General features: G+C 46.0%; 17 protein-coding genes and 2 riboswitches. Of the genes, 4 read left to right on the top strand and 13 right to left on the bottom strand.

Annotated elements, in window-relative coordinates; all coding sequences use genetic code 11:
- Positions 1-22: 22 nt before the first annotated feature.
- On the top strand, positions 23-325 hold the full coding sequence (locus ASD24_RS31140) for a cysteine-rich CWC family protein (protein WP_235540798.1): 303 nt from the start codon (positions 23-25) through the stop codon (positions 323-325).
- A gap of 529 nt (positions 326-854) precedes the next feature.
- Here ASD24_RS31140 and ASD24_RS23955 read toward each other — a convergent pair.
- On the bottom strand, positions 855-1,292 hold the full coding sequence (locus ASD24_RS23955) for a hypothetical protein (protein ID WP_056701323.1): 438 nt from the start codon (positions 1,290-1,292) through the stop codon (positions 855-857).
- Between the two features lie 416 nt (positions 1,293-1,708).
- A complete protein-coding gene (gene gcvH / locus ASD24_RS23950) occupies positions 1,709-2,101 on the bottom strand; it encodes a glycine cleavage system protein GcvH (protein WP_056701322.1) in 393 nt (130 codons plus the stop codon).
- Positions 2,102-2,441: 340 nt separating this feature from the next.
- Positions 2,442-2,565, top strand: a riboswitch (glycine riboswitch).
- Positions 2,566-2,568: 3 nt separating this feature from the next.
- Positions 2,569-2,667, top strand: a riboswitch (glycine riboswitch).
- Positions 2,668-2,911: 244 nt separating this feature from the next.
- On the opposite strand from gcvH, the gene gcvT reads away from it, so the two are divergent.
- The 3 genes from gcvT (at position 2,912) to gcvPB (ending at position 6,962) form a co-directional block, all read left to right on the top strand.
- Positions 2,912-4,048, top strand: a complete 1,137-nt coding sequence (gene gcvT, locus ASD24_RS23945; protein WP_056701319.1) for a glycine cleavage system aminomethyltransferase GcvT — start codon at positions 2,912-2,914, stop codon at positions 4,046-4,048.
- The gene (gene gcvPA / locus ASD24_RS23940; RefSeq protein ID WP_056701318.1) at positions 4,045-5,400 is read left to right on the top strand and encodes an aminomethyl-transferring glycine dehydrogenase subunit GcvPA; all 1,356 of its coding nucleotides are present in this window, start codon (positions 4,045-4,047) and stop codon (positions 5,398-5,400) included. The genes gcvT and gcvPA overlap by 4 nt, the downstream gene beginning before the upstream one ends.
- A gap of 77 nt (positions 5,401-5,477) precedes the next feature.
- A complete protein-coding gene (gcvPB, locus tag ASD24_RS23935) occupies positions 5,478-6,962 on the top strand; it encodes an aminomethyl-transferring glycine dehydrogenase subunit GcvPB (RefSeq protein ID WP_327205258.1) in 1,485 nt (494 codons plus the stop codon).
- Positions 6,963-8,747: 1,785 nt separating this feature from the next.
- Here the strand turns inward: gcvPB and ptsP are convergent.
- The 11 genes from ptsP to ASD24_RS23880 form a co-directional block, all read right to left on the bottom strand.
- Positions 8,748-10,460: a phosphoenolpyruvate--protein phosphotransferase gene (gene ptsP, locus ASD24_RS23930; RefSeq protein ID WP_056701316.1), complete on the bottom strand. Its 1,713-nt coding sequence runs from the start codon at positions 10,458-10,460 to the stop codon at positions 8,748-8,750.
- Positions 10,453-10,728 carry an HPr family phosphocarrier protein gene (locus tag ASD24_RS23925; protein ID WP_036617010.1) on the bottom strand — a complete coding sequence of 92 codons (276 nt, stop codon included), beginning with the start codon at positions 10,726-10,728 and terminating at the stop codon, positions 10,453-10,455. The genes ptsP and ASD24_RS23925 overlap by 8 nt, the downstream gene beginning before the upstream one ends.
- A gap of 80 nt (positions 10,729-10,808) precedes the next feature.
- A complete protein-coding gene (gene ptsG, locus ASD24_RS23920) occupies positions 10,809-12,863 on the bottom strand; it encodes a glucose-specific PTS transporter subunit IIBC (protein ID WP_056701314.1) in 2,055 nt (684 codons plus the stop codon).
- Positions 12,864-13,151: 288 nt separating this feature from the next.
- Positions 13,152-14,006, bottom strand: coding sequence for a glucose PTS transporter transcription antiterminator GlcT (gene glcT, locus ASD24_RS23915; RefSeq protein WP_056701312.1), 855 nt, complete (start codon positions 14,004-14,006; stop codon positions 13,152-13,154).
- A 166-nt stretch (positions 14,007-14,172) separates the two neighbouring features.
- Entirely contained in the window at positions 14,173-15,720 is a 1,548-nt protein-coding gene (locus ASD24_RS23910; protein ID WP_056701310.1) for a flotillin family protein, read from the bottom strand.
- Between the two features lie 55 nt (positions 15,721-15,775).
- Entirely contained in the window at positions 15,776-16,312 is a 537-nt protein-coding gene (locus ASD24_RS23905; protein ID WP_056701308.1) for a protease, read from the bottom strand.
- A 282-nt stretch (positions 16,313-16,594) separates the two neighbouring features.
- On the bottom strand, positions 16,595-17,758 hold the full coding sequence (locus ASD24_RS23900; RefSeq protein WP_056701305.1) for an iron-containing alcohol dehydrogenase: 1,164 nt from the start codon (positions 17,756-17,758) through the stop codon (positions 16,595-16,597).
- 93 nt (positions 17,759-17,851) lie between these two features.
- Positions 17,852-18,439 carry an MSMEG_1061 family FMN-dependent PPOX-type flavoprotein gene (locus ASD24_RS23895; RefSeq protein WP_235540796.1) on the bottom strand — a complete coding sequence of 196 codons (588 nt, stop codon included), beginning with the start codon at positions 18,437-18,439 and terminating at the stop codon, positions 17,852-17,854.
- Between the two features lie 172 nt (positions 18,440-18,611).
- A complete protein-coding gene (locus tag ASD24_RS23890) occupies positions 18,612-20,210 on the bottom strand; it encodes a UDP-glucose--hexose-1-phosphate uridylyltransferase (protein WP_056701302.1) in 1,599 nt (532 codons plus the stop codon).
- A 15-nt stretch (positions 20,211-20,225) separates the two neighbouring features.
- Positions 20,226-21,215: a UDP-glucose 4-epimerase GalE gene (galE, locus tag ASD24_RS23885; RefSeq protein WP_056701300.1), complete on the bottom strand. Its 990-nt coding sequence runs from the start codon at positions 21,213-21,215 to the stop codon at positions 20,226-20,228.
- Between the two features lies 1 nt (position 21,216).
- Positions 21,217-22,398 (bottom strand): galactokinase, encoded by a 1,182-nt coding sequence (locus ASD24_RS23880; RefSeq protein WP_056701298.1) that lies wholly within the window; start codon positions 22,396-22,398, stop codon positions 21,217-21,219.
- Positions 22,399-22,417: the final 19 nt, after the last annotated feature.

The following is a 22,417-nucleotide window of genomic DNA, read 5'->3' as shown; positions in this document are numbered from 1 at the left end:
CGAGATAAAGGTGGAATTCAAATTGAATAGAGAATTAAGATCAGAATTACAATTCGAATCGGAGTCTAACTTAAGCTCAGATACAGATGTGGGCGCAGATCGTGATGCAAATGCAAATCTTAAGGAGGCTCAGATGAATCCACTGGTCTGTCCCCTCTGTGGGGAAGCCAATGGATGTTCGTATGCCGCTGGCGCTCCGCATTCTGAGTGCTGGTGTAATCACGCTGTATTTCCTGAAGGCGTGTTCGACCGGATTCCTGCGGAGCAACGAAGAAAGTCGTGCATTTGTCAGACATGTCTGGCAGAGTTTAAGGCACGGGGGTAAATGGCATCCTCTTGGTAGCAAAATGGGCTGTCCCATAAGTCATAAATATGACGGGGATAGCCCATTTAGTGTTTTTTTGATGTAATGAATCTGACACACGCTATTTGCTCTCATTTTCCGGGATCTGAAATCTAACGAATCACAGAGGCACTATTTCGTAAATTTAGTTGTATTTTGAGGTTTTGACACCGCTCTATGACGGAATAGCGATACTGAGGTTCGTTAAATCCTGCATACGTTGATAATATGCCTATTAAGATGCGGTAGGTTCGTTAGCGTTTGGAGCGAAGATGAACGCCTCTTGGTAGCCAAACAGCGCAGCGTGATTGTAACATCACTCTGCGCTGCCTATTTCTATGCCCTATGTTATCCACGGTGTGCAAGATATCTAACGATTTTATTTTTATCTCATTTGTAGCTTCCAACGTTGCAGTGCTTCGTAACAGATCCATGGTGTTCGCTACCTACACTGAAGGATGCTTAAGACAAGAAGACCTATCAAGATTTATTTATTAATTTTAGTTCATCATTAATTAACAGCAGTAAAGATTGTTCGTGTTGAATATGATGTGTGATAAGGCAGGTCTTGGATCTCAACCTTCACTCTCATATTGTGATCTGCTGCGTATAACACTTCAGTGGACAATTGTGAGTTGACGCTTAATGCTGTTGCGAGTGACGCTGCCGACACATATCCCCCTAATACAGGAGAGATCCTGGTCGCAATGATCGGTGCAATCGTTTCTGCCAGAATGGCTGTGTTACTGGATAATGCTCGCATGTTCGCTGCTAAATCTTTTACTGTGCTTTTGTCCATGGTGTAGGTTGCGATCGTTGAATACTGAGGTTGGGGAACTGTGCCAATGTAATCACTTGCAGAAGCTTGATTCAGAGTGACAGGAACCAGCGGGTACACAGCCGCCGTAACCATCGAAGCCAGCAACACTTTTTGAATGATATTTTTCATAGACTTGTACACCTCCACATGTTGTTAAATTCTAAATTCAAGAAAGCTGTCGTTCCTTGCTTATATGTCATTATAGACGCTCCAATACGAGAAACAACTGTATTCCGTGAATTCAGGATGATAGCCCCAAATGAACTAAAGTCATTCCATTGCTGTACGTTCATCCATCAACTTCCATGTCCCATAGGCAATCGTTGGCATCTTTCCTGCCTTTGAAACTATAGTTATCCTTACCAAAAATAGGGACTTAGTACCTATCCATTTATCAGCAAATAATATCCCTTCTTCGCTTATTCAGCACGACAAACCACAACAAAAAGCACCTTCGTGATTCAAAGCTTCACCCAAAAGGCGGTTACTTTGTTCCACAAAAGGTGCTCATATTTATTATAGGTATGTTAAATTACATTCCAAGTTTAATCCTCGGTATGTTTGCGATAAGCGTCCGCGTTCATGAGCTTAGATAAGGCTGCACTCAAATCCCCGTTCACCCGGATCTCAATCATCCAACCTTCTTCATAAGGAGAGCTATTTACAAGCTCTGGTGCATCTTGTAATGCATCATTGATCGCAATAATGGAGCCGCTAACCGGTGAAAACAAATCAGACACCGTTTTGACAGATTCAATCGTACCAATGCTCTCTTCGGCTTGTACACTGGATTCAAGATCAGGCAATTCAACAAACACAATGTCACCCAGCTGATGCTGCGCGAACTCGGTAATACCAATACGTACGGTATCCTCCCCTACGGTCTGCACCCATTCGTGCTCTTCACTGTACAGGAAATCACTTTTCAATTCGCTCATCGATATCCGCCTCGCTTTTCATTAATGAGTGCATGCGTTCTTCAGCCATTCCTTTTTCCCAGAACATAGCGTATGATATTTTCGATTCAAATGTCAAGATACCTTACAATTTATTTATATTCTACTACTAAAAAACAAGCTCATCAAAATACGAACTTACATATACTAGTTATTATTGGAATAGTAAGCGCAGTCTTTTGATTTATCCGAACATTAGTGTATATTTAAACAATATTATTCGTATTTATTAGAAAACTGATGACATTGTTCTTGACATTACTACGCAATTCGCGTATTAATGGAAGGAGTAAAACTGTTTTCGTTGTGTGCAATATCGCGGATGAATGTAAAGGGAGAGATTACCCAAACACCCAAATCTGGATGTTCATGCGGTAACGCCGAAGGAGTAAACCACCCGACAAGCGGGCGGTGAATCTCTCAGGCAAAAGGACTTTTACGGGACGCAACTCTGGAGAGCATCTACCCGCCCGGTAGGGCGTTACGATCACCCAAGGGGAAACCTGCTGCATTGGCGGCGGGGTAACTCTCAGGTACCAAGGACAGAGCCTAAGAATACAGCGTGCTTCTGGCATGCCGGTTCTTTGGCCTGTCCTTTTCCTTTTTCCCAAAAAAAGATGACATCAGGAACCAGACCGTGCGGCATAACGCATCTCAGAAGTACGGCTTTAAGTAAGACTAATATTCATTAATCAACATACTTATACCATTTTTAATAACGATCATGTTCTTTCAATGATAATCCATATGCAACACATTCAGCCGCTTGACGGCTAATGAAGAGGTGATTCGATGTCTGATTTACTTAGAACTCCACTCTTTCCACTCTATCAGCAGTATGAAGGTGTACGTTGCATTGACTTTGGTGGCTGGGAGCTGCCTGTACAATTTAGTGGCATCCAGAAGGAACACGAGGCTGTTCGTGAACGCGCTGGACTGTTTGATGTATCCCATATGGGCGAATTCACCGTTCAGGGTGAGCAAGCGGAGGCTTTTTTACAGCAAATGACCACGAATGACGTAACTGCACTTGTTCCCGGTCAGGCACAATATACGTTGATGTGTTATCCCGATGGCGGTGTGGTGGATGATCTGCTCGTGTATAAGCTAGAGGAACAGCATTATATGTTAGTGGTTAATGCCTCCAACACCGATAAGGATTGGGCATGGTTGGTAGAACATCTTGCTCCTGGGGTAACCATGACAAATGACTCTGAGCAGACTGCCCTCCTAGCACTGCAAGGCCCATTGTCTGTTGATATTCTCACAAAAGTTACGGACATCAATGTAGCTACTATTGAGCCGTTTCGTTTTGTACAGAATGCGGAAGTCTGCGGTGTAAAATTGCTGTTATCCCGCACCGGATATACCGGCGAAGATGGCTTTGAGCTTTATGTTCCAGCAGATCAAGCAGCTACGGTATGGAACGGATTGATGCATGCTGGGGAGGATCACGGATTAGTTCCGGCTGGGCTTGGTGCACGGGACACTCTACGCTTTGAAGCAAAATTACCTTTGTACGGACAGGAATTATCACCTACGATCTCCCCGCTGGAAGCTGGGGTTGGTATGTTTGTGAAGCTGAATTCTGGGCCTTTTATCGGACACGACGTTTTATCCCAGCAGAAAAATGATGGGCCTGCTCGTAAATTAGTCGGTATCGAAGTGCTGGAGCGTGGAATTCCGCGTCCCCATTACCCTCTTTACGCGGATGGTGTACAGATTGGCGAAGTAACGACAGGCACACAATCACCTACGCTGAAACGGAATCTTGGGTTAGCCCTCATTGACAGCAAATATGCTGCGCTAGGTACGCCACTGGAGATTGAGATTCGTGGCAAAAAACTAAAAGCCGAGGTCGTAAAGACCCCTTTTCATAAACGGATACGCACGCCTAAGACACCTACTCAAGGAGCTGATCAAGTATGACCAAGCACCGTTACATTCCCATGACCGAGCAGGATCAGAGCGCTATGCTGGCAACAGTTGGTGTAGACACGATTGAAGATCTCTTTCGAGATATCCCGCAGGAGATTCGTTATCAGGGCGAGCTTCCCGTATCCTCTCGGTTAGATGAATATGCTCTTACACGTCATATGTCCAAACAAGCCGGAGCCAATGCCAACTTCGAGACACACGCAAGCTTTCTTGGCGCAGGCATCTATGACCACCATATACCTTCTGTCATTAATCATGTAATCTCCCGTTCAGAATTCTATACTGCATATACACCGTACCAGCCTGAAATTAGTCAGGGCGAACTTCAAGCCATATTTGAATTTCAATCATATATTTGTGAATTAACAGGCATGGCCGTGGCCAATGCAAGTATGTACGATGGTGCGACAGCTTTTGCAGAAGCAGGGAATTTGGCAGCAGCAGCTACTCGCCGTAAACAATTGATCGTATCCCGTACCGTCCACCCGGAAGCACGCCAAGTATTGAAAGCCTATGCTCATGGTTTAAGTCTCGATATGGTCGAGATCGGGTATCAGAACGGCGTAACTGACTGGGATGCCTTACAAGCTGCTATTTCTGAAGATACAGCCGCAGTCATGATTCAAAGCCCGAACTTCTTCGGTGCCATTGAACCGATCCAACAAGCAGCTGACCTTGCTCATGCACATAAAAGCCTACTTGTTGTCAGTGCCAATCCAATATCACTTGGACTGCTAGAGGCTCCTGGCAAGCTTGGTGCTGACATTGTTGTCGGCGACGCTCAACCTTTGGGAATTGCCGCGTCACTGGGCGGACCAACATGTGGATATTTTGCTGTATCACAGGCTCATATGCGCCGTATTCCTGGTCGAATCGTAGGTCAGACGACTGATCGTAATGGCAAACGCGGCTTCGTACTAACGCTTCAGGCACGCGAACAACATATCCGCCGGGAAAAGGCGACGTCTAACATTTGTTCCAACCAAGCCTTGCTTGCACTCAGCGCATCCGTGTACATGTCCACCATGGGAAGACAGGGCATGATCGATGTAGCCGATCTCAATTTGCAGAAGAGTCATTATGCATTCGAAGTGTTCAAAGCTATCCCTGGTGTAAAAGCAACCTTCAACGCACCAACGTTTAACGAGTTCGTCATTCAATTGCCTGAAGGAACAAACGTTGATACCCTGCAACTAGCATTGCTGGATAAAGGTTTTATCGGTGGTTACGAACTCGGCCGGGAGTATCCCGAGCTTGCCGGACATATGTTAATCGCAGTTACGGAGCGACGCACCAAAGAAGAAATTGACGAATTCGTACGAGCATTGGAGGGATCGTTGTGAGCCAAGAAACGAAAACATCACTAGGGCAAACCGAGTTAGCGTCTGCTACTGCATCGCCGGTGAACACCGAAACCGAATTGAAGAATATTGCTTCAACAGCATCTCCCGCTCCTGAACAGACTCTCATATTTGAACTTAGCAGCCCTGGACGGGTGGCTTATTCCCTACCGGAATGTGACGTGCCTCGCCAAGATCCTGGAGCTTTGATTCCCCGGGAAATGCTACGGGCAGAAGCAGCTGCGCTACCTGAAGTATTCGAAGTCGATGTCATTCGTCACTATACAGCTCTATCCCGCCGTAACTTCGGAGTAGATAATGGGTTTTACCCACTCGGCTCCTGTACGATGAAATACAATCCCAAAATTAATGAGGATGTTGCACGCTACAGTGGATTCGCCAAAATCCACCCATATCAGCATGAGTCCAGTATTCAAGGTGCTCTTGAGCTGCTGTACACACTGCAAAAGGATCTTGCTGGTCTGACTGGTATGGATGCCGTAACTTTACAACCAGCTGCAGGCGCACATGGCGAATGGACGGGGCTTATGATGATTCGAGCCTACCACGAAAGTCGTGGTGAAGTGCGTACCAAAGTAATCGTGCCTGATTCATCCCATGGAACTAATCCAGCCAGTGCAACGGTTGCTGGGTTCGAGACGGTAACCATTCCTTCCCGAGCGGATGGCCTTGTTGACCTCGATGCACTTCGCGGGGCAGTGGGCAACGACACAGCCGCATTGATGCTTACGAATCCTAATACGCTTGGTCTGTTCGAGAAGGATATCCAGGAGATCGCTTCAATTGTGCATGAGGCAGGCGGATTATTGTATTATGATGGCGCTAATTCAAACGCAATTATGGGCATTACCCGTCCGGGAGACATGGGCTTTGATGTCGTACATCTGAACTTGCACAAAACGATGAGTACCCCACATGGTGGCGGCGGCCCCGGTGCTGGCCCTGTCGGCGTGAAAAACCGCCTCGTGCCTTATCTGCCTAAACCGATGGTGATCAAAAATGATCAAGGCCTCTATGCTCTGGATTATGAAGGCGATCAATCCATCGGACGTGTCAAAGCATACTATGGCAACTTCGGCATCTTGGTACGTGCTTATGCTTACATGCGTACGTACGGCCCTGAGGGACTGCGACGTGTATCTGAATGTGCTGTGCTTAATGCGAATTATATGATGGCACGTCTTGCACCTTATTACGAAATTCCATACCCAGGTGTATGTAAACATGAATTCGTGATGTCCGGCCGTGGATTGAAGCAATATGGTGTTCGTACATTGGACGTTGCCAAGCGGTTGCTTGATTTTGGCTATCATCCGCCAACGGTCTATTTCCCACTTAATGTGGAGGAATGCATTATGATTGAGCCTACCGAGACTGAAAGTAAAGAAACACTAGATGGATTCATTGATACGATGATCCGCATTGCGAAGGAAGCAGAAGAAACACCTGAATTGGTGCTTAACGCCCCTTACGGCACACCGGTAACTCGTCTGGACGAAACAACCGCTGCTCGTAAACCTGTATTGAACTGTGCTTGCAGTTAGGACATTTAGAATCTTATTTGAGGGCAAATCAGACTTAAGGGTAAATCAGATTTAAGGGCACCATTCACTGTCTTTTCGTTGCCTTATCTCTGCCTTTTCGCTGACTTTCCGCTGACTTTCTGTCATACTGCATCTGTGTTGGCTACTTCTTGCGTAGATCGGTACGTCTGTGGAAATTTCCTTGGTTGGAACGTAAATTGGGCACAATCTGCTCCTTTTGGAACAAAAAGTTTTGCAAACTTTGTACCTTTCAGAGTTATAGAACTCGCCTAATCAAATCATTGTTCACACAAAAGCTCTTGCGGATTATACTTATGCAAGAGCTTTTGTATGTTACTTTCCCCTTCTGCTGATGGCATTGTTGCTGCCAGTTGCTTTTGTCTTCTTACAGATACCATTGTTACAGCACAGTTGTACAGCACAGTTGCTTTCCTCTTCTTACAGAAACTAGCGTTGCCACCCAGTTACTTTTCCCTTCTTACAGATACCAGTGTTACCACCCCGTTGCTTTCCTCTTCTTACGAAACTAGCGTTGCCGCCCAGTCGCTTTCCCCTTCTTACGGATACCAGTGTTACTACCCCGATGCTTTCTCTTTTTACGGAAACTAGCGTTGCCGCCCCATCATGCTGTTAAAACATATCTTGAACGTAGGTAAGCTGTATTCAGATCAATTATGGCGTCTATATTACTCGCGTCTAGATTGGCTTATGGGCTCACATGGTGATGTCCAGTGGGATTTTCGGCTCCAGACACTGGCTTATAACCGTGAGCGACAACACCGGTCCATAAGATACTCTATGAACCATGACATCTAATTGAGCCCGTAGGCTCACACATGGTGGCGTCCGTCGTAGTTCTTAACTCCAGACTGGCTTATGCCTCTGAGGGAAAGCCCGATCCATAAGATACTTTATGAATCATGACATCTTATTGAGCCCGTAGGCTCACACTGGTGGCGTACGTCGTAGTTCTTAACTCCGGACTGGCTAATGCCTCTGAAGGGACAGCACTGATCCATAAGATACTTTATGAATTATGACATCTTATTGTGACCCGTAGGCTCACACATGGTGGCGTCCGTCGTAGTTCTTAACTCCAGACTGACTAATGCCACTGGAGGGACAGCACTGATCCATAAGATACTCTATGAACCCTGACATCTTATTGAGCCCGTAGGCTCACACATGGTGGCGTCCGTCGTAGTTCTCCTCCAGACTGGCTGATGCCTTTGAACGATAGCACTGACTCTGAAGATATTCTAAGGAATCCAGGACATCTTATTTGGCCTATAGGCTCATTTTTTCAATTTTTAGGAACACCAGACACGTTATTTCTCGAAATCACCGGCTATTAACACGAAAAATGGCTGGTGTTTCTGATATAACGTGTCTCAAGTTCTTTAGATTTCTGCGGGCGCTTCAAACACCTGAATAAGACGTCTCAGATTCTTTAGAACTGAATGCCTGCTAAATCTTGGCTCTTTGCACTTACACATAGCATTTGATACTTGGCTCTCGGCATTTGGCGAGAGACCTTAGCTCTCAGCACTGGCACTTGGCTCTTGGTATCTAGCTCTTAACTTTTAGCTAATCCGACTGAATAGTTTCCCTGCTTGAATCAAAAGAAGCCGGCATCTACTGTCAGGTAGATCGCGGCACATGCTGCTCGAAACAAAAAAAAGCCAGTAACCGCTGTAACAGCGGATACTGGCAAAATCGCTGCATCAACGCAGCTCATTATCGGAAAAAGAAGACCTTTAAGCTCCGGAGGAAACCCCGGCAAAATTACGCTTGAATGCTTTGAACCAATTCAACGACTTGTTCAGCCGTTTGCATATCCAATGCTTTGGCAGCCAACTCTTGCATGTCCGCACGGGACAACTTCGTGATCTGGCTACGTGCTGGCAGAATGGATGTTGCGCTCATGCTGAACTCATCGAGTCCAAGACCAAGCAACAATGGAATTGCGGTTTCGTCTCCTGCCATTTCTCCACACATGCCAACCCATTTTCCTTCACGGTGAGCTGCATCAATGACCATTTTAACCAAGCGCAAGATGGCAGGGTTGTATGGTTGATACAGGTAAGATACACGTTCGTTCATACGGTCAGCAGCCATTGTGTATTGAATCAGATCGTTTGTTCCGATACTGAAGAAATCCACTTCTTTAGCAAACTGATCCGCCAGAACTGCAGTCGAAGGAATTTCGACCATGATTCCGAGTTGGATGCTGTCTGAAACAGCGATACCTTCAGCAACGAGCTTCTCCTTCTCTTCGAGCAGGACAGCTTTTGCTTCACGGAATTCACCCAGTGTTGCAATCATTGGGAACATGACACGCAAGTTACCGTGTACGCTTGCCCGCAACAATGCACGCAATTGTGTACGGAAGATATCCAGGCGATCCAGACACAGACGAACTGCGCGGAAGCCGAGGAATGGGTTCATTTCTTTTGGCAGATCCAGGTATGGAAGCTCTTTGTCTCCACCGATATCGAGTGTACGAACAACAACAGGTTTACCTTCCATTTTCTCCAATACAGCTTTGTAAGCATTATACTGGATGTCCTCAGAAGGAAGCTTGTCTCTGCCCATGTACAAGAACTCCGTACGATACAGACCTACAGCCTCTCCACCGTTCTCTAGAACGCCTGCAACATCATTTGGAGTACCAATGTTTGCTGCGAGCTCCACATGAACGTTATCCACAGTTACGGTTGGCTCGTCACGCAGTTTTCTCCACTCCGCACGTTGTGCGTCATACTGCTCCTGTTTGGCGCGGTATTCAGCAACAACCTCGTCTGTAGGATTAACCAAGACATGACCATCCAGACCGTCCACAATAATCAGATCGCCTTGTTTCGCTTGAGCCAGAATGTCTTTTGTTCCAACAACAGCTGGGATTTCAAGCGAGCGCGCCATAATTGCGGAGTGAGAAGTACGTCCACCAATGTTCGTTGCAAAACCTTTAACGAATTGGCGATTCAATTGCGCTGTATCGGAAGGTGTAAGATCCTCCGCAAGCACAATCACTTCTTCACTGATCTCCGCTGGACTCATGAAGTCGATACCAAGCAAGTGATTTAGCACACGTTTGGTTACGTCACGCATATCTGCTGCACGTTCTTGAAGATATGCACTCTTCATGTTCTCGAACATGGAGATAAATTGCGATGCCGTTTCGTTCAAAGCAAATTCTGCATTGATCATGTCATCTGCAATTCTAGCTTTAACCGGATCAATCAGTTCCGGGTCATTCAGAATGAGCAAATGCGAAGCAAAAATCTCAGCTTTTTTCTCGCCAAGCTCTTGTAAAGTACGCTCTTTGATCGCCTCAAGCTCAGCCTGGGATTTACCCAGAGCTGAGTCGAGTTTCGCGATCTCTGCGTCAACGTCGTTGATTTGGCGTTTTTCTACAGAGTAATCAGGATGCTCCAAGATAAACGCCTTGGCGATAGCAATACCCGCCGAAGCCGCGATCCCGGAAACATTAAGCATTAATTTCGCCCAACCCTTCGTTAACCATAACGTCAGTCAAAGCTTGAAGAGCTTCAGCTTCGCCTTCGCCTTCAACGATGATGCTGATAGTGTCGCCTTGTTCCAATCCGAGGGAAAGAACACCCAGAATGGATTTCAATGTTACTTTTTTACCGTTAGCTTCTGCAAAGGATTCTGCACCCTTGAATTTGTTTGCTGTATTTACCAAGGCTGTCGCCGGACGTGCGTGGATACCATCTTCATCTGTAATTCTGAATGTTTGTTGCATTACAATCATCTCACTTTCGCAATTTGTTTTTTTTAGGCATTGCATATATTTACACTTGCTTGCCATCATCGTAACACTTCTTATTTTATCTCAATGATTGACTGATCGCCAATCTTCAACACACCACTCTTCTTAAGAGTGACTGTAGAGCCCTCTGGCAGGTTGGTGAAAATGACTGGTGAAATAATCGATGGAGCGTTCGCTTTTACATACTCCAGATCAACTTCCATAATCGGCTGTCCTGCCGATACCAAGTCCCCTTCCTGCACAAGCACGTTGAAGCCCTGACCTTTCAGCTTCACCGTGTTCACACCTATATGAACAAGCACTTCCTTACCACCGTCAGACATAATACCTACGGCATGTTTGCTTGGAAATACATTAAACACTTTACCATACACAGGAGATGTTATCGTTCCGTCATGTGGCAGAATTGCGAATCCGTCACCTGTCATTTTCTCGGCAAAGACCGGATCAGGTACATTCGTAATATCCAGTAGCTCACCATTGACTGGCATGACGATATCTTCTGCAACAATACGTTCACCTTGCTCTCCTTGCGCCTTTTCTTCCTCTGGCGTTGGCTTCACATCAGAAGCCGGAGTTGGTGCAGGTGTACGTCCTGCGATGATGTCTTGCATTTGAGATTTAATTGTATCTGAACGTGTACCGAAGATGGCCTGTACATTATTACCCACTTCTAGCACGCCAGATGCACCCAATTGCTTCAAACGGTCTTTATTCACATTCGATTTCTCGTTCACTTCAATCCGCAAACGAGTAATACATGCATCCAGATGTTTGATGTTTTGTTGCCCACCGAATGCAGCAAGAATATTGTGCGGTAGGTCGTCTGTCGAACCCGAACCTCCGCCTGCTCTTGTTTCCATGGTTGCTTCTTCACGTCCTGGCGTCTTGAGATTGAATTTGCGAATAATAAATCGGAAACCGATATAGTAGATCACCGCAAGAATCAAACCAACGATAATAACGTCCCACCATGGTGTGCGATTCGGAATAATCCCGAAGATCAGGAAATCTATGAACCCACCGGAGAAGGTCATTCCGATCTTGACACCAAGAATTTGCATGGTCATGAATGACAAACCTGCAAAGATACAGTGTACTGCGAATAGCACAGGCGCTACAAACAAGAAGGAGAACTCTAGTGGTTCTGTGATCCCTGTCAGGAATGAGGTCAGCGCTGCCGAACCCATGATGCCTGCTACGTACTTTTTGTGCTCTGGTCTTGCCTCATGGTACATCGCAAGTGCCGCTGCGGGCAAACCAAACATCATGAACGGGAATTTACCTACTTGGAAGGTTCCCGCCGTAATATCGGCACCATCACGAAGCTGATTGAAGAAAATTTGCTGATCTCCTCGAATAACATCTCCAGCCTTATTCACGTATTCACCGAACTCAAACCAGAATGGTGAGTAGAAAATGTGATGCAAGCCAAACGGAATCAATGACCGTTCAACTACACCGAAGATGAATGCCGACAATGTTGGACTTGTATCTACCATGAAATGAGATACAGCATTCAGTCCATTTTGAATTGGAGGCCAGACAATCACCAGAAGTAACCCAATGATGAGGGAAACGACTGAAGTGATAATCGGAACAAAACGTTTGCCTGCGAAGAAACCTAGATAAGACGGCAACTCAATTTTGAAAAACCGATTGTAGCATAGTGCGGCGGTAATACCTATGATAATACCTCCGAACACGCCGGTACTTAATGTAGGGATACCTAGTATACTCGCATACCCCGGTACTTCCCCAATCATGGCTGGCGTAACACCTACAGCTGTACCTAGTGTCACATTCATGACCAGATAACCGATGATGGCTGCAAGTCCAGCTACACCTTCACCACCAGCTAATCCTACGGCTACACCAACGGCGAACAACAGCGCAAGATTATCAAATACGATCTGACCCGCATTCATCATAATCGTTGCGATCGAGTTCACCCAAGGGGTGTCTAGCGCCGTAACGTATTGCAAAAAGTCTGGATTAACCAGCATGTTACCAATGCCTAAGAGTAATCCTGCCGCAGGCAGGATCGCTACAGGCAGCATTAGCGCTTTACCAACTCTTTGCAGAACACCAAAAAGCTTTTTGAACATCGCGTCGTTTACTCCCTTTCGTTCTATGTTAGTATGTCTTGATGCAAGCAAGGGGACACAAAAAAAGCATGAATTAATAAAGGAATCGAACTAACCTTTTCGGGTATAGCATACCCGGGTTAAGGTAAGAACAATCACACTTTAATAACTCATGCCTGATCGAGTCAGTAACACGTCGCTTATGTTTATTCAGTTGCTTGATTACGGAAACCATTGTAGCATCACTTTAATTTCAGTGCAAGCCTTTACAGGAAATTTCCTAAAAACCATTCCACATGTGGAAATATATCACTTCTTCTCTTCTTCTTTCCTCTGATACAACCGTTGAAGATGAATAGTAAGATATCCCACCTCAGCTGGATACACAGGCAGATTCAGCCTTTTCTCCATAACTTTTGTTAGCTTCCATGCAAGCGAGTACATTTCAGGGTATTCCAATTTCAAAAGAGAATCCAATTTATGAAGCTCCTCGACTTTGTCTCCACGACGAACACGCTCTAGAGCAAAACGCAGATGAGTTAATAAACGTGAATAATCCAGCGATTCCGTTTCAAACGAATAGTCCAACTGCTTCGACACAAGACTCACCAAATCCGTTATCAATTGAGAATGCTCTCGTACTTGGGAGATGTTCTGGTTCGTCATAGCACTATAGATATGAAGGGCAATAAACCCGATCTCATCCATCCCTAAATCGACGCCCAGCTTCTCTTTAATCAAACGAACAGCGTATTCACCCATACGATATTCTTCCGGATAGATTTCGCGCGTTTCATATAAAAATGGATTTTGAATGACGATTCCCTGTTCCTTACGCTTCAACGCAAAAGAAATATGATCAGTTAATGCGATATGGATATGCTCATTTAATGGAACATCCGTACGTTCAGCAATATACGTAATGACTTCGTTAATAATCTCGATCAACGCTTCATCCACTTGTGGAAGAAGCTGCTTGTACTGCTCCTGCTCCTGCTGGTTCTTCAAAATAAACATTTTCTCCACAGCCATAAGTGGGATATTGTCACTTGTTTTGCGGTTAAAGCCGATGCCTTTACCAATGACGACGACTTCCCCATGTTCAGGATGCTGTGCAATGATTACATTATTGTTTAGCGCTTTATCTACATGCAGGCTGCTCATTGTTTGCACCTCTTTTTTCACACCATCTTGGGCGTGATGAAGTCACACCCTGTTACGAACGAAAAGACATCCGGAGCGGGCAAACCGCGCCGGACGTCTTGCTTAAAAAGTAACAAAAATTCGCCTTAAGGTCAATAGAGCTTACCACTTACAATGCTTGTAATACTTACTCGTCATCTCTCGTTTTTTCCACAATTCTATCTACGATGGACGGAGTCGTTCCAGAATCGCTCTGTTGCACAGCAACTGGTGCAGCTGTTTTGGTTTTGGTAAGGCCTTTAATTAACTGTTCGACATCAATCCCGGACACACTTTTGAGCATCTCTGGCGCTGTTGCCATCAGTTCAGTTACATAGTTGCTAACACGCGTTGCCCCTTCACCTTTACCAGTATCTACCACCGTCAATTTATCAATGGATGAGATTGGTTCTGCAATTTTGCCAGCCAGTTCAGGCAGCATTTTGACAATGATATCGAGCACGGCTGCTTCGCCAAACTTTTGGAAAGCCTCAGCAAGCTTCTCTTTTGCTTCTGCTTCGGCTAGACCACGCAGACGGATAACTTCAGCATCCGCTGTACCTTTAGCACGCTCTGCATCTGCCATAGCCTGGCCTTCAAGTCTCTTCTGTTCAGCTGTTGCCTTGGCATGCGTTTCGATGGAGTACTGTACAGCATCGGCTTCACGCATTCTCTTGGCTTTATCCGCTTCGGCAGCCTGTTCCACCGCATAACGGTCTGCTTCTGCCTTCTTCTTCACTTCCGCATCGTATTGCTTCTCACGTACGACGATTTCTTTCTCCTGTAGATCAATCTCGCGTTCTTTACGAACGAGCTCAACCTTCATTTCTTCTTCCACCACGGTCTGTCTCGCGCGAGCTTCATGGATATGGTACGCCTGATCGGCTTCTGCTTTCGCTGTATCCTGATCCCGCTTAAACGTCGCTACTTTTAGTTCCTTTTCTTTAGCTGCCTCGGCGATATTCGTATCACGCAGCAACTCGGCTTTTTGACCCTGTTCTTCTGCGTTAGCCTTCTGAATACGCGCATCACGCATCGCTTCCGCTTCAGCAATCTCAGCATCACGCTTCACCGCGGCAATTCTCGGTTTACCGAGAGCATCCAGATAGCCCTGTTTGTCACGAACATCCTTAATGGTAAATGAGACAATTTGCAGCCCCATTTTCTTCAGATCTCTAGCCGCTACTCCCTGAACCTCTTGTGCAAACCGATCCCGGTTCCGGTATACTTCTTCCACCGTCATTGTACCGAGGATAGCCCGCAAATGCCCCTCCAGCACCTCCTGTGCTTCGCTTCTCAGCGCTTCTACAGGTTTACCGATAAATTGCTCAGCTGCTGTAGCAACATCCTCTACAGCGCCCCCGACCTTGATAATCGCGACACCGTCTGCAATAACCGGTACACCCTGCTCGGTGTAAACCTCAGGTGTGGAGACATCCAGCTTGTGAGACAACAATGAGATAAACTCGGATTGCTGGAATACCGGCAGAATAAATGCGCCGCCACCACGAACAATTTTAATTTTTCGGCCAGAGTCATCATCGGAAATATTTTTGCTACCCAGGAATGACCCCGTAACGATCATCGCTTCATCCGGTCCAACCGTTTTGTATCTCGCCCAGAACGCCAAACCCAGAATCAAAATTACACCTACCACAACAACCGGAATCAACAATACATCCCAATTCAAATCCATTCCACATCTCTCCCTTTAATCATTGATGAATGCTTCATCTTACTACTGTTCTTACTTACACATCTTTAAGTACGTCATCTTCCCATTCCGACACTCGTAACACACCGTCTACTACATCAATAATAACAACACGCGCTCCCGCAGCAATGGGACGATGTTCAAAACTGGATGCCGTTTGAATTGTACTGCCAGAGGCGAAACGGATCATTACTTCACCAAAACCCTTTTCTGGCACCGGAATCGTAATCTCCCCAATTTTGCCTGATAGATCCTTCATTGAGAATGCAATGGAGACATCGCTATTGCGCATCGGTTTGATATATGCAAAAAATACCAGTATAGCTGCAGCAATACCTATTAGCAGGGATAATATTAGACCCGTCATCGCACTTAACGAGCTATAACGTGTCAGCATAATGCCTGCCCCGCCAAAAGCTGTAATGGAACCAGCCAACACAACGGGTTTGAAAAAATCAACACCAGGTAACTCAAAGGCTCCGTCCAGCAAGCCATCAATTAAGTCACCTAGCACAAGACTCACGACCGCAAATATGGCTCCGCCGATAAGACAGCCCCAATAGATTGACTCCATTCCCCGTTCCTCCTCTCCTCTGCCGCAATCTCAATTCTAACTGGGCATTCCACATGTAAATAAATACGTACAAATCGGCAAAATGTTTCAAAATGTTTCCTCAAATGTATTCAGAAGCCGATAATGGGTATTATCATCATGTTCTTCACCTCATGCTTTACAATGCTCAGTCAAGCTTAAGCGTCCCGCATCACATATTAAAAAACATGAAAAACCGCCAGTTTCCTAGGAGGAATCTGGCGGTTTCACTAAGTCATAGCTATGCGACTAATCTCTATTTAATTACAGAGAAGCTTTGTAGATGGATACAACATCTTCACGTTGCAGCTTTTTGAAGTTACCAAATGGACCAAATAACATTGCTTTATCGGCCATTACATCGATCTGACTGTCATCGATATCATAATCAGCCAAACGGTTAGGTGCTCCAATGGACGTCCAGAACTGGCTCAGTGCCTCAATGCCTTCTTCAGCTACCTGTCTGTCCGATTTACCTTCAGGGTTCACATCGAACACATTAATAGCCAGGCGTTTGAAACGATCAACCTTCACATCTAGATTATGCTTCATCCAGTGTGGGAACAGGATTGCGAGTCCGCCACCATGCGGAATATCATACACAGCGGAGACCGCGTGCTCAATGTTATGTGTTGCCCAGTCACCTGCAAGACCCATGTTAAGAACGCCGTTCAATGCCATCGTTCCGCAGTACAGGATCGTTTCACGCAGCTCGTAATTTTCCAGATCATCCACGAGGCGAGGTGCTGCATCCATTACTGTACGAAGAATGGTCTCACAGAATCCGAGTTGCACAGGTGTATTGGCATCTAGATGGAAATAGTGCTCAAGCACATGCGACATCATATCAACCATACCATAGACCGTTTGATCACGAGGCACCGTGTATGTATTGACTGGATCAAGGATTGAGAATGCTGGGAATGAATATGCACTACCCCATCCCAATTTTTCCTGTGTATCTTGATTCGTAATAACGGAACCGGAGTTCATCTCGGAACCTGTAGCTGCCATCGTCAACACTGTACCAAGCGGGAGAGCATCTTGTGCTACAGCTTTGCGCTGTGCAAAGTCCCACATATCACCGTCATACTTCGCACCAACAGCAATTGCTTTGGCACAGTCGAGTACACTACCGCCACCAACAGCCAGTACGAGGTCAATGTTATTCGTTTTGCAGAGGTCTACCCCTTTGTGAACTGTTGAAAGACGTGGGTTAGGCTCTACGCCTGCCAGTTCAGTTACTTCTGCGCCAATTTCGCCCAGCAAGCCGATGACTTGATCATACAAGCCACTACGTTTGATGCTACCGCCACCATATACAAGCAAAACCCGTTTGCCGTATTTCGGAACTTCCGTCTTCAACGCTTCTAGTTGTCCTTTACCGAAAATCAAGCGGGTTGGATTATAAAATTGAAAAGATCTCATGATCTATATCGCCTCCATTGGAGATTTATATTTGTAACGCAACTCCCATTATAGTACCCCATATCTAGAAAAACAAATCTATAGATGCTAACTTTATAACAATCCGTTAATCTGCAAATGTGCTCGGAACATTTCAGTGGAGGAAGGCAAATCCTCAGATTGTGTCCAGGTTTCGGAATCCCATAATCCTGCCTGTTTAAATGCACGTGGACAATGGATAAAGCATTCTTCCACATCGACAATAACAGCCGCACCAATCGTTTTACCATTCCAATTCATACTCTCGATAAATTCTGCATCTTTGGTAATGGAGGCTGTCCCATTGATGCGCAGCACTTCGTTCATACCTGGAATCAAGAAAAGCATGCCCACTCCTGGGTTAGATAATATGTTAATTAATGAGTCAATACGGCGATTACCTGGCCGTTCGGGATAAACCAAACGGTATGGATCTAACACTTTCACAAATCCTGCTTCATCACCCCGGGGAGATACATCGCTGTTCCCATCTTGATCGGACGTAGATAAGAAAAACAAGGGTGACATGGATACAAAATTCTGAACATGCGAATCTACATAGGAAATCGCCTTATTACGTACATGTTCATGCGGTTCCCCCACCATGCTTTGCAATTCCTTTGCATCTGTAATCAACGGAATATTCAATGCCTGCTTTTCCAATTATTCATCCCCGTTTCTTCATATTCATTGTGATCCTACACACTTCTTCCCATTATACATGGGTGAGAATCCCATTCCAAACGATCGGCAAACACCAAAAGCACTCGCTCCTAATTGAGCGGGTGCTTTTGGTTTCATAGATATTTATTTCCCTAAGAAAGAAATGTCTAAGTTATTCGGTATAACCCATGCTAGTTACAAAACGACGGAACGCCTGACGTCCAGCTTCATCATGTTTGTACACACCTGCATGTTCTAGAATCTCAGCAAATTTCAAACCGACTTGTTGCTGCACAAGCGTAACGGCTTCCTCTTTGGTTAAATTAGCGCCGTGGCTCTGCTTCAATTCTTCAGTCCAGCGCAGATGCTTGTTCAAATCATGATCCACAGCCTGTGCCGCATCAGCCAGCTCGTTGTCTCCTGCCAAAATATTAGCAATGCCGTCCAACTCTTCTTTCAGACGCCCTGGCAGAATCGCAAGACCCATGACTTCAATGAGTCCGATGTTCTCCTTCTTCAGGTGATGCATCTCACGATGCGGGTGGAAAATACCTTCAGGATGCACATCATTCGTCCGGTTGTTACGTAGAACAAGATCCATCTCATAACCACCGTCTGCACTACGACGAACGATTGGGGTTACCGTGTTATGTGGTACCTGTTCTCCGTCCACATCGCTGAACGCTTCAATATCCACTGTAGAATCACTGTAGACCTTCCAAGCTTCATATACAGCATTACCTGCCTCAAGCAGCTCTGCTGGATCGTGGGAAGCCAATCGCATTACAGACATCGGCCATTTCACAAGACTCAGCGTAAGTCCAGGTGCATCCGCATGGCGGAATACCGCCTCAGGCTGTGCATTCTGGATCGCAAACGTATGACGTCCACCTTGGAAGTGATCATGTGTCAGAATTGAGCCACCTACGATCGGCAGATCGGCGTTAGAGCCGATAAAGTAATGTCGGTACTCCCCAACAAAAGCAAGCAGTCTGCGCAGCGTGTCTTTGGTTAGTTTCATTGGTACATGATCATGATGGAAAATAATGCAGTGCTCGTTGTAGTACACATATGGCGAGTATTGGAACAACCAAGGCTCACCGTTCAGCTCCAACGGAATTACACGCAGGTTTTGACGAGCGGGATGATTCACCCGACCCGCATAACCCACATTTTCACGACACAACTGACATTTCGGATAGACCGGTGGTGGAAGCAATTTTGCCATTGCGATTTCTTTCGGACTTTTCTCCGGTTTCGAAAGATTGATGGTAATCTCCATATCGCCGTAAGCCGTATCCTGTGTCCAGTAAACGTTCTTCGCGATCCGATCCATCCGTATATAGTTAGAGTGAATCGATAGCTCATAAAATTGCTTGGTTGCCGCCTCGATGCCTTCGGTCTGCTCCGTGTGACGGAAAGCACGAACGACTTCGGATGGACGAGCCATAAGATGACCCATAATTTTGGCATCCAGCAAATCACGGTACGTATCTGTATTTTCAGGGATAAGACCAATGGTGAATCCATAATCAATCAATGTATCCAACATCGCCTGTGGACCATCGGGTACAGTATTATCTAATACTCCAGCATAAGGTTCCGAGAATCCGAACTGTTCCAGCAAGAGATTACGGCTATAATCCCAATCTGCTTCTTCAATCAGCTTATTGTGCAGAGCAAATGCAACCAGACGTTCAATGGCATGCAGTGCTTCCTGCTGCTCGGGTGTCCGCTCTGTGGCACCTGCTGCATTATGAGTCTGTGACATATGGGTATTCGCCTCCTAGTTTTTCCCGTAGCCATTAGGGTGAGATTGGTGCCAGCCCCAAGCGCTCTGAATGACATCTTCCAGGTTGGTACGTGTTGGGCTCCAGCCCAGCACGGATCTTGCTTTAGCAGACGAAGCAACCAGAACTGCTGGGTCACCTGCACGACGTGGCTCTTGTACAACCGGAATATCCAATCCAGTTACTTTCTTAGCTGTTTCGATGACTTGTTTAACTGAGAATCCTGTACCGTTACCAAGGTTAAACACGTTACTGCTCTCGCCTTTGCGAAGGTAATCTACAGCCCGCAAATGCGCATCTGCCAGATCACTTACGTGAATGTAGTCACGGATACATGTTCCGTCCTCAGTGTCATAATCGTCACCAAACACAGCGATATGTGAACGTTGTTTCAGTGCTGTCTGCAACACGAGTGGGATCAAGTGACTTTCCGGTTGGTGATCTTCACCGATTTTGCCGCTGTCATGAGCACCGGCTGCATTGAAGTAACGCAGGGATACATATTTGATATCCTGTACTTTATCGAACCAAGACATCATGCGCTCCATCATGAGCTTAGTTTCGCCGTATACGTTGGTTGGTTCTGTACGGTCGCTCTCTTCGATCGGCACCTTCTCAGGCTCACCGTAGGTTGCTGCTGTAGAGGAGAACACAATCTTACGCACATTCGCTTCATTCATTGCTTCTAGCAAGCACAATGTACCGAAGACATTGTTGTCATAGTATTTAACCGGAGCTGTCATGCTCTCGCCTACCAAGGAGTTCGCTGCAAAGTGAATAACTGCGTCAATCGAGTTCTCTGCGAACAGCTTCTTCAGAATCGCTTTGTCACGAAGATCCCCTTCATACAATTTACCGCCGAGTAATGCTTCGCGATGCCCTGTTTGCAAGTTATCCAGAACTACAACCTCTTCACCACGTTCTAACAAAGCCGCTACCGTATGCGAACCAATATATCCTGCTCCACCTGTCACCAAAATTGCCATTTTACTTCGCCTCCTTCAATTCTTTAACGCCGTCGCCTACTCCGCACACATAAAACTCACCTTTGAGGCTCGTACGTGCTTCATACGCTGCCCCAACTTCACTAACAAAACGCTCTACATCATCTTCATGTACCAGAGATACTGTACAACCGCCGAATCCTGCACCTGTCATTCGAGCACCAAGTGTACCTGGAATCCGCTGAGCTTCTTCCACCATAACATCCAGTTCTTCACAGCTTACTTCATACAAAGAACGAAGCGATTCATGAGAAGCATTCATCAGTTTGCCAAAGGTAACGAGGTCGTTCTCGCGCAATGCTTCTACCGATGCCAGTACACGTGCATTTTCTTCGACGACGTGCTGTGCACGCTGTCTCACTTTCTCATCTATAATCTGATCTTGAAGTGTTACGAACTGCTCTGGCGTTAATTGCGCCAGGTAATTCAGTGCAGGCAGCTGTTCCTTCAAAATGGCAAGTGCCTGCTCGCATTGGGAACGACGTTCATTATAAGCCGAATCCACCAAACCACGACGTTTGTTCGTGTTACCAATAATCAGTTTATAGGAACCTGTACGGAATGGCACCTTCTCGTATTCAAGGGTATCACACATCAACAGAATCGCATGATCCTCTGCACCGTTGGCAACGGCAAATTGATCCATAATTCCGCAGTTGACGCCAACAAATTCATTTTCCGCCTTCTGCGACAGCAGTGCTAGTTGCACCGTATCGATATCGGACACACCTTCTAATGATTGGATCGCGTATCCGGTGAGAACTTCCAAGGAAGCTGACGATGAAAGTCCTGCGCCATTTGGAATTTCGCCGTGGTATAGGAAGTCATACCCTTTCGTTACCTTCACACCCTTGCCTGCAAGCTCAACCATGACACCAACAGGATAGTCCGTCCATTCACCTGTTTTCTCTTCTCCAACAGAAGAAGTGGTCAACGTTCCTTCGTAGGACATGTTCGTGGAGGACAGTTGCAGCTTGTTGTCCTCTCGCTCTCGAATAACCAATGTTGTACCAAATTCAAGTGCTGCCGGAAGTACATATCCACCGTTGTAATCGATATGCTCACCGATCAGATTCACACGACCAGGGGCATGAAATACACGGATGTCCGCTCCACTTTCTCCGTACTTATCGATAAACTTTTGTTTCAATTCATTTATGTTCACCGCTGCTGCACCTCATCTC

The sequence above is a fragment of the Paenibacillus sp. Root52 genome, assembly GCF_001426865.1.
Lineage (GTDB): Bacteria > Bacillota > Bacilli > Paenibacillales > Paenibacillaceae > Paenibacillus.
Note: the sequence above shows the minus strand (reverse complement) of the source record. Positions and strands in the feature narration are given on the sequence as shown.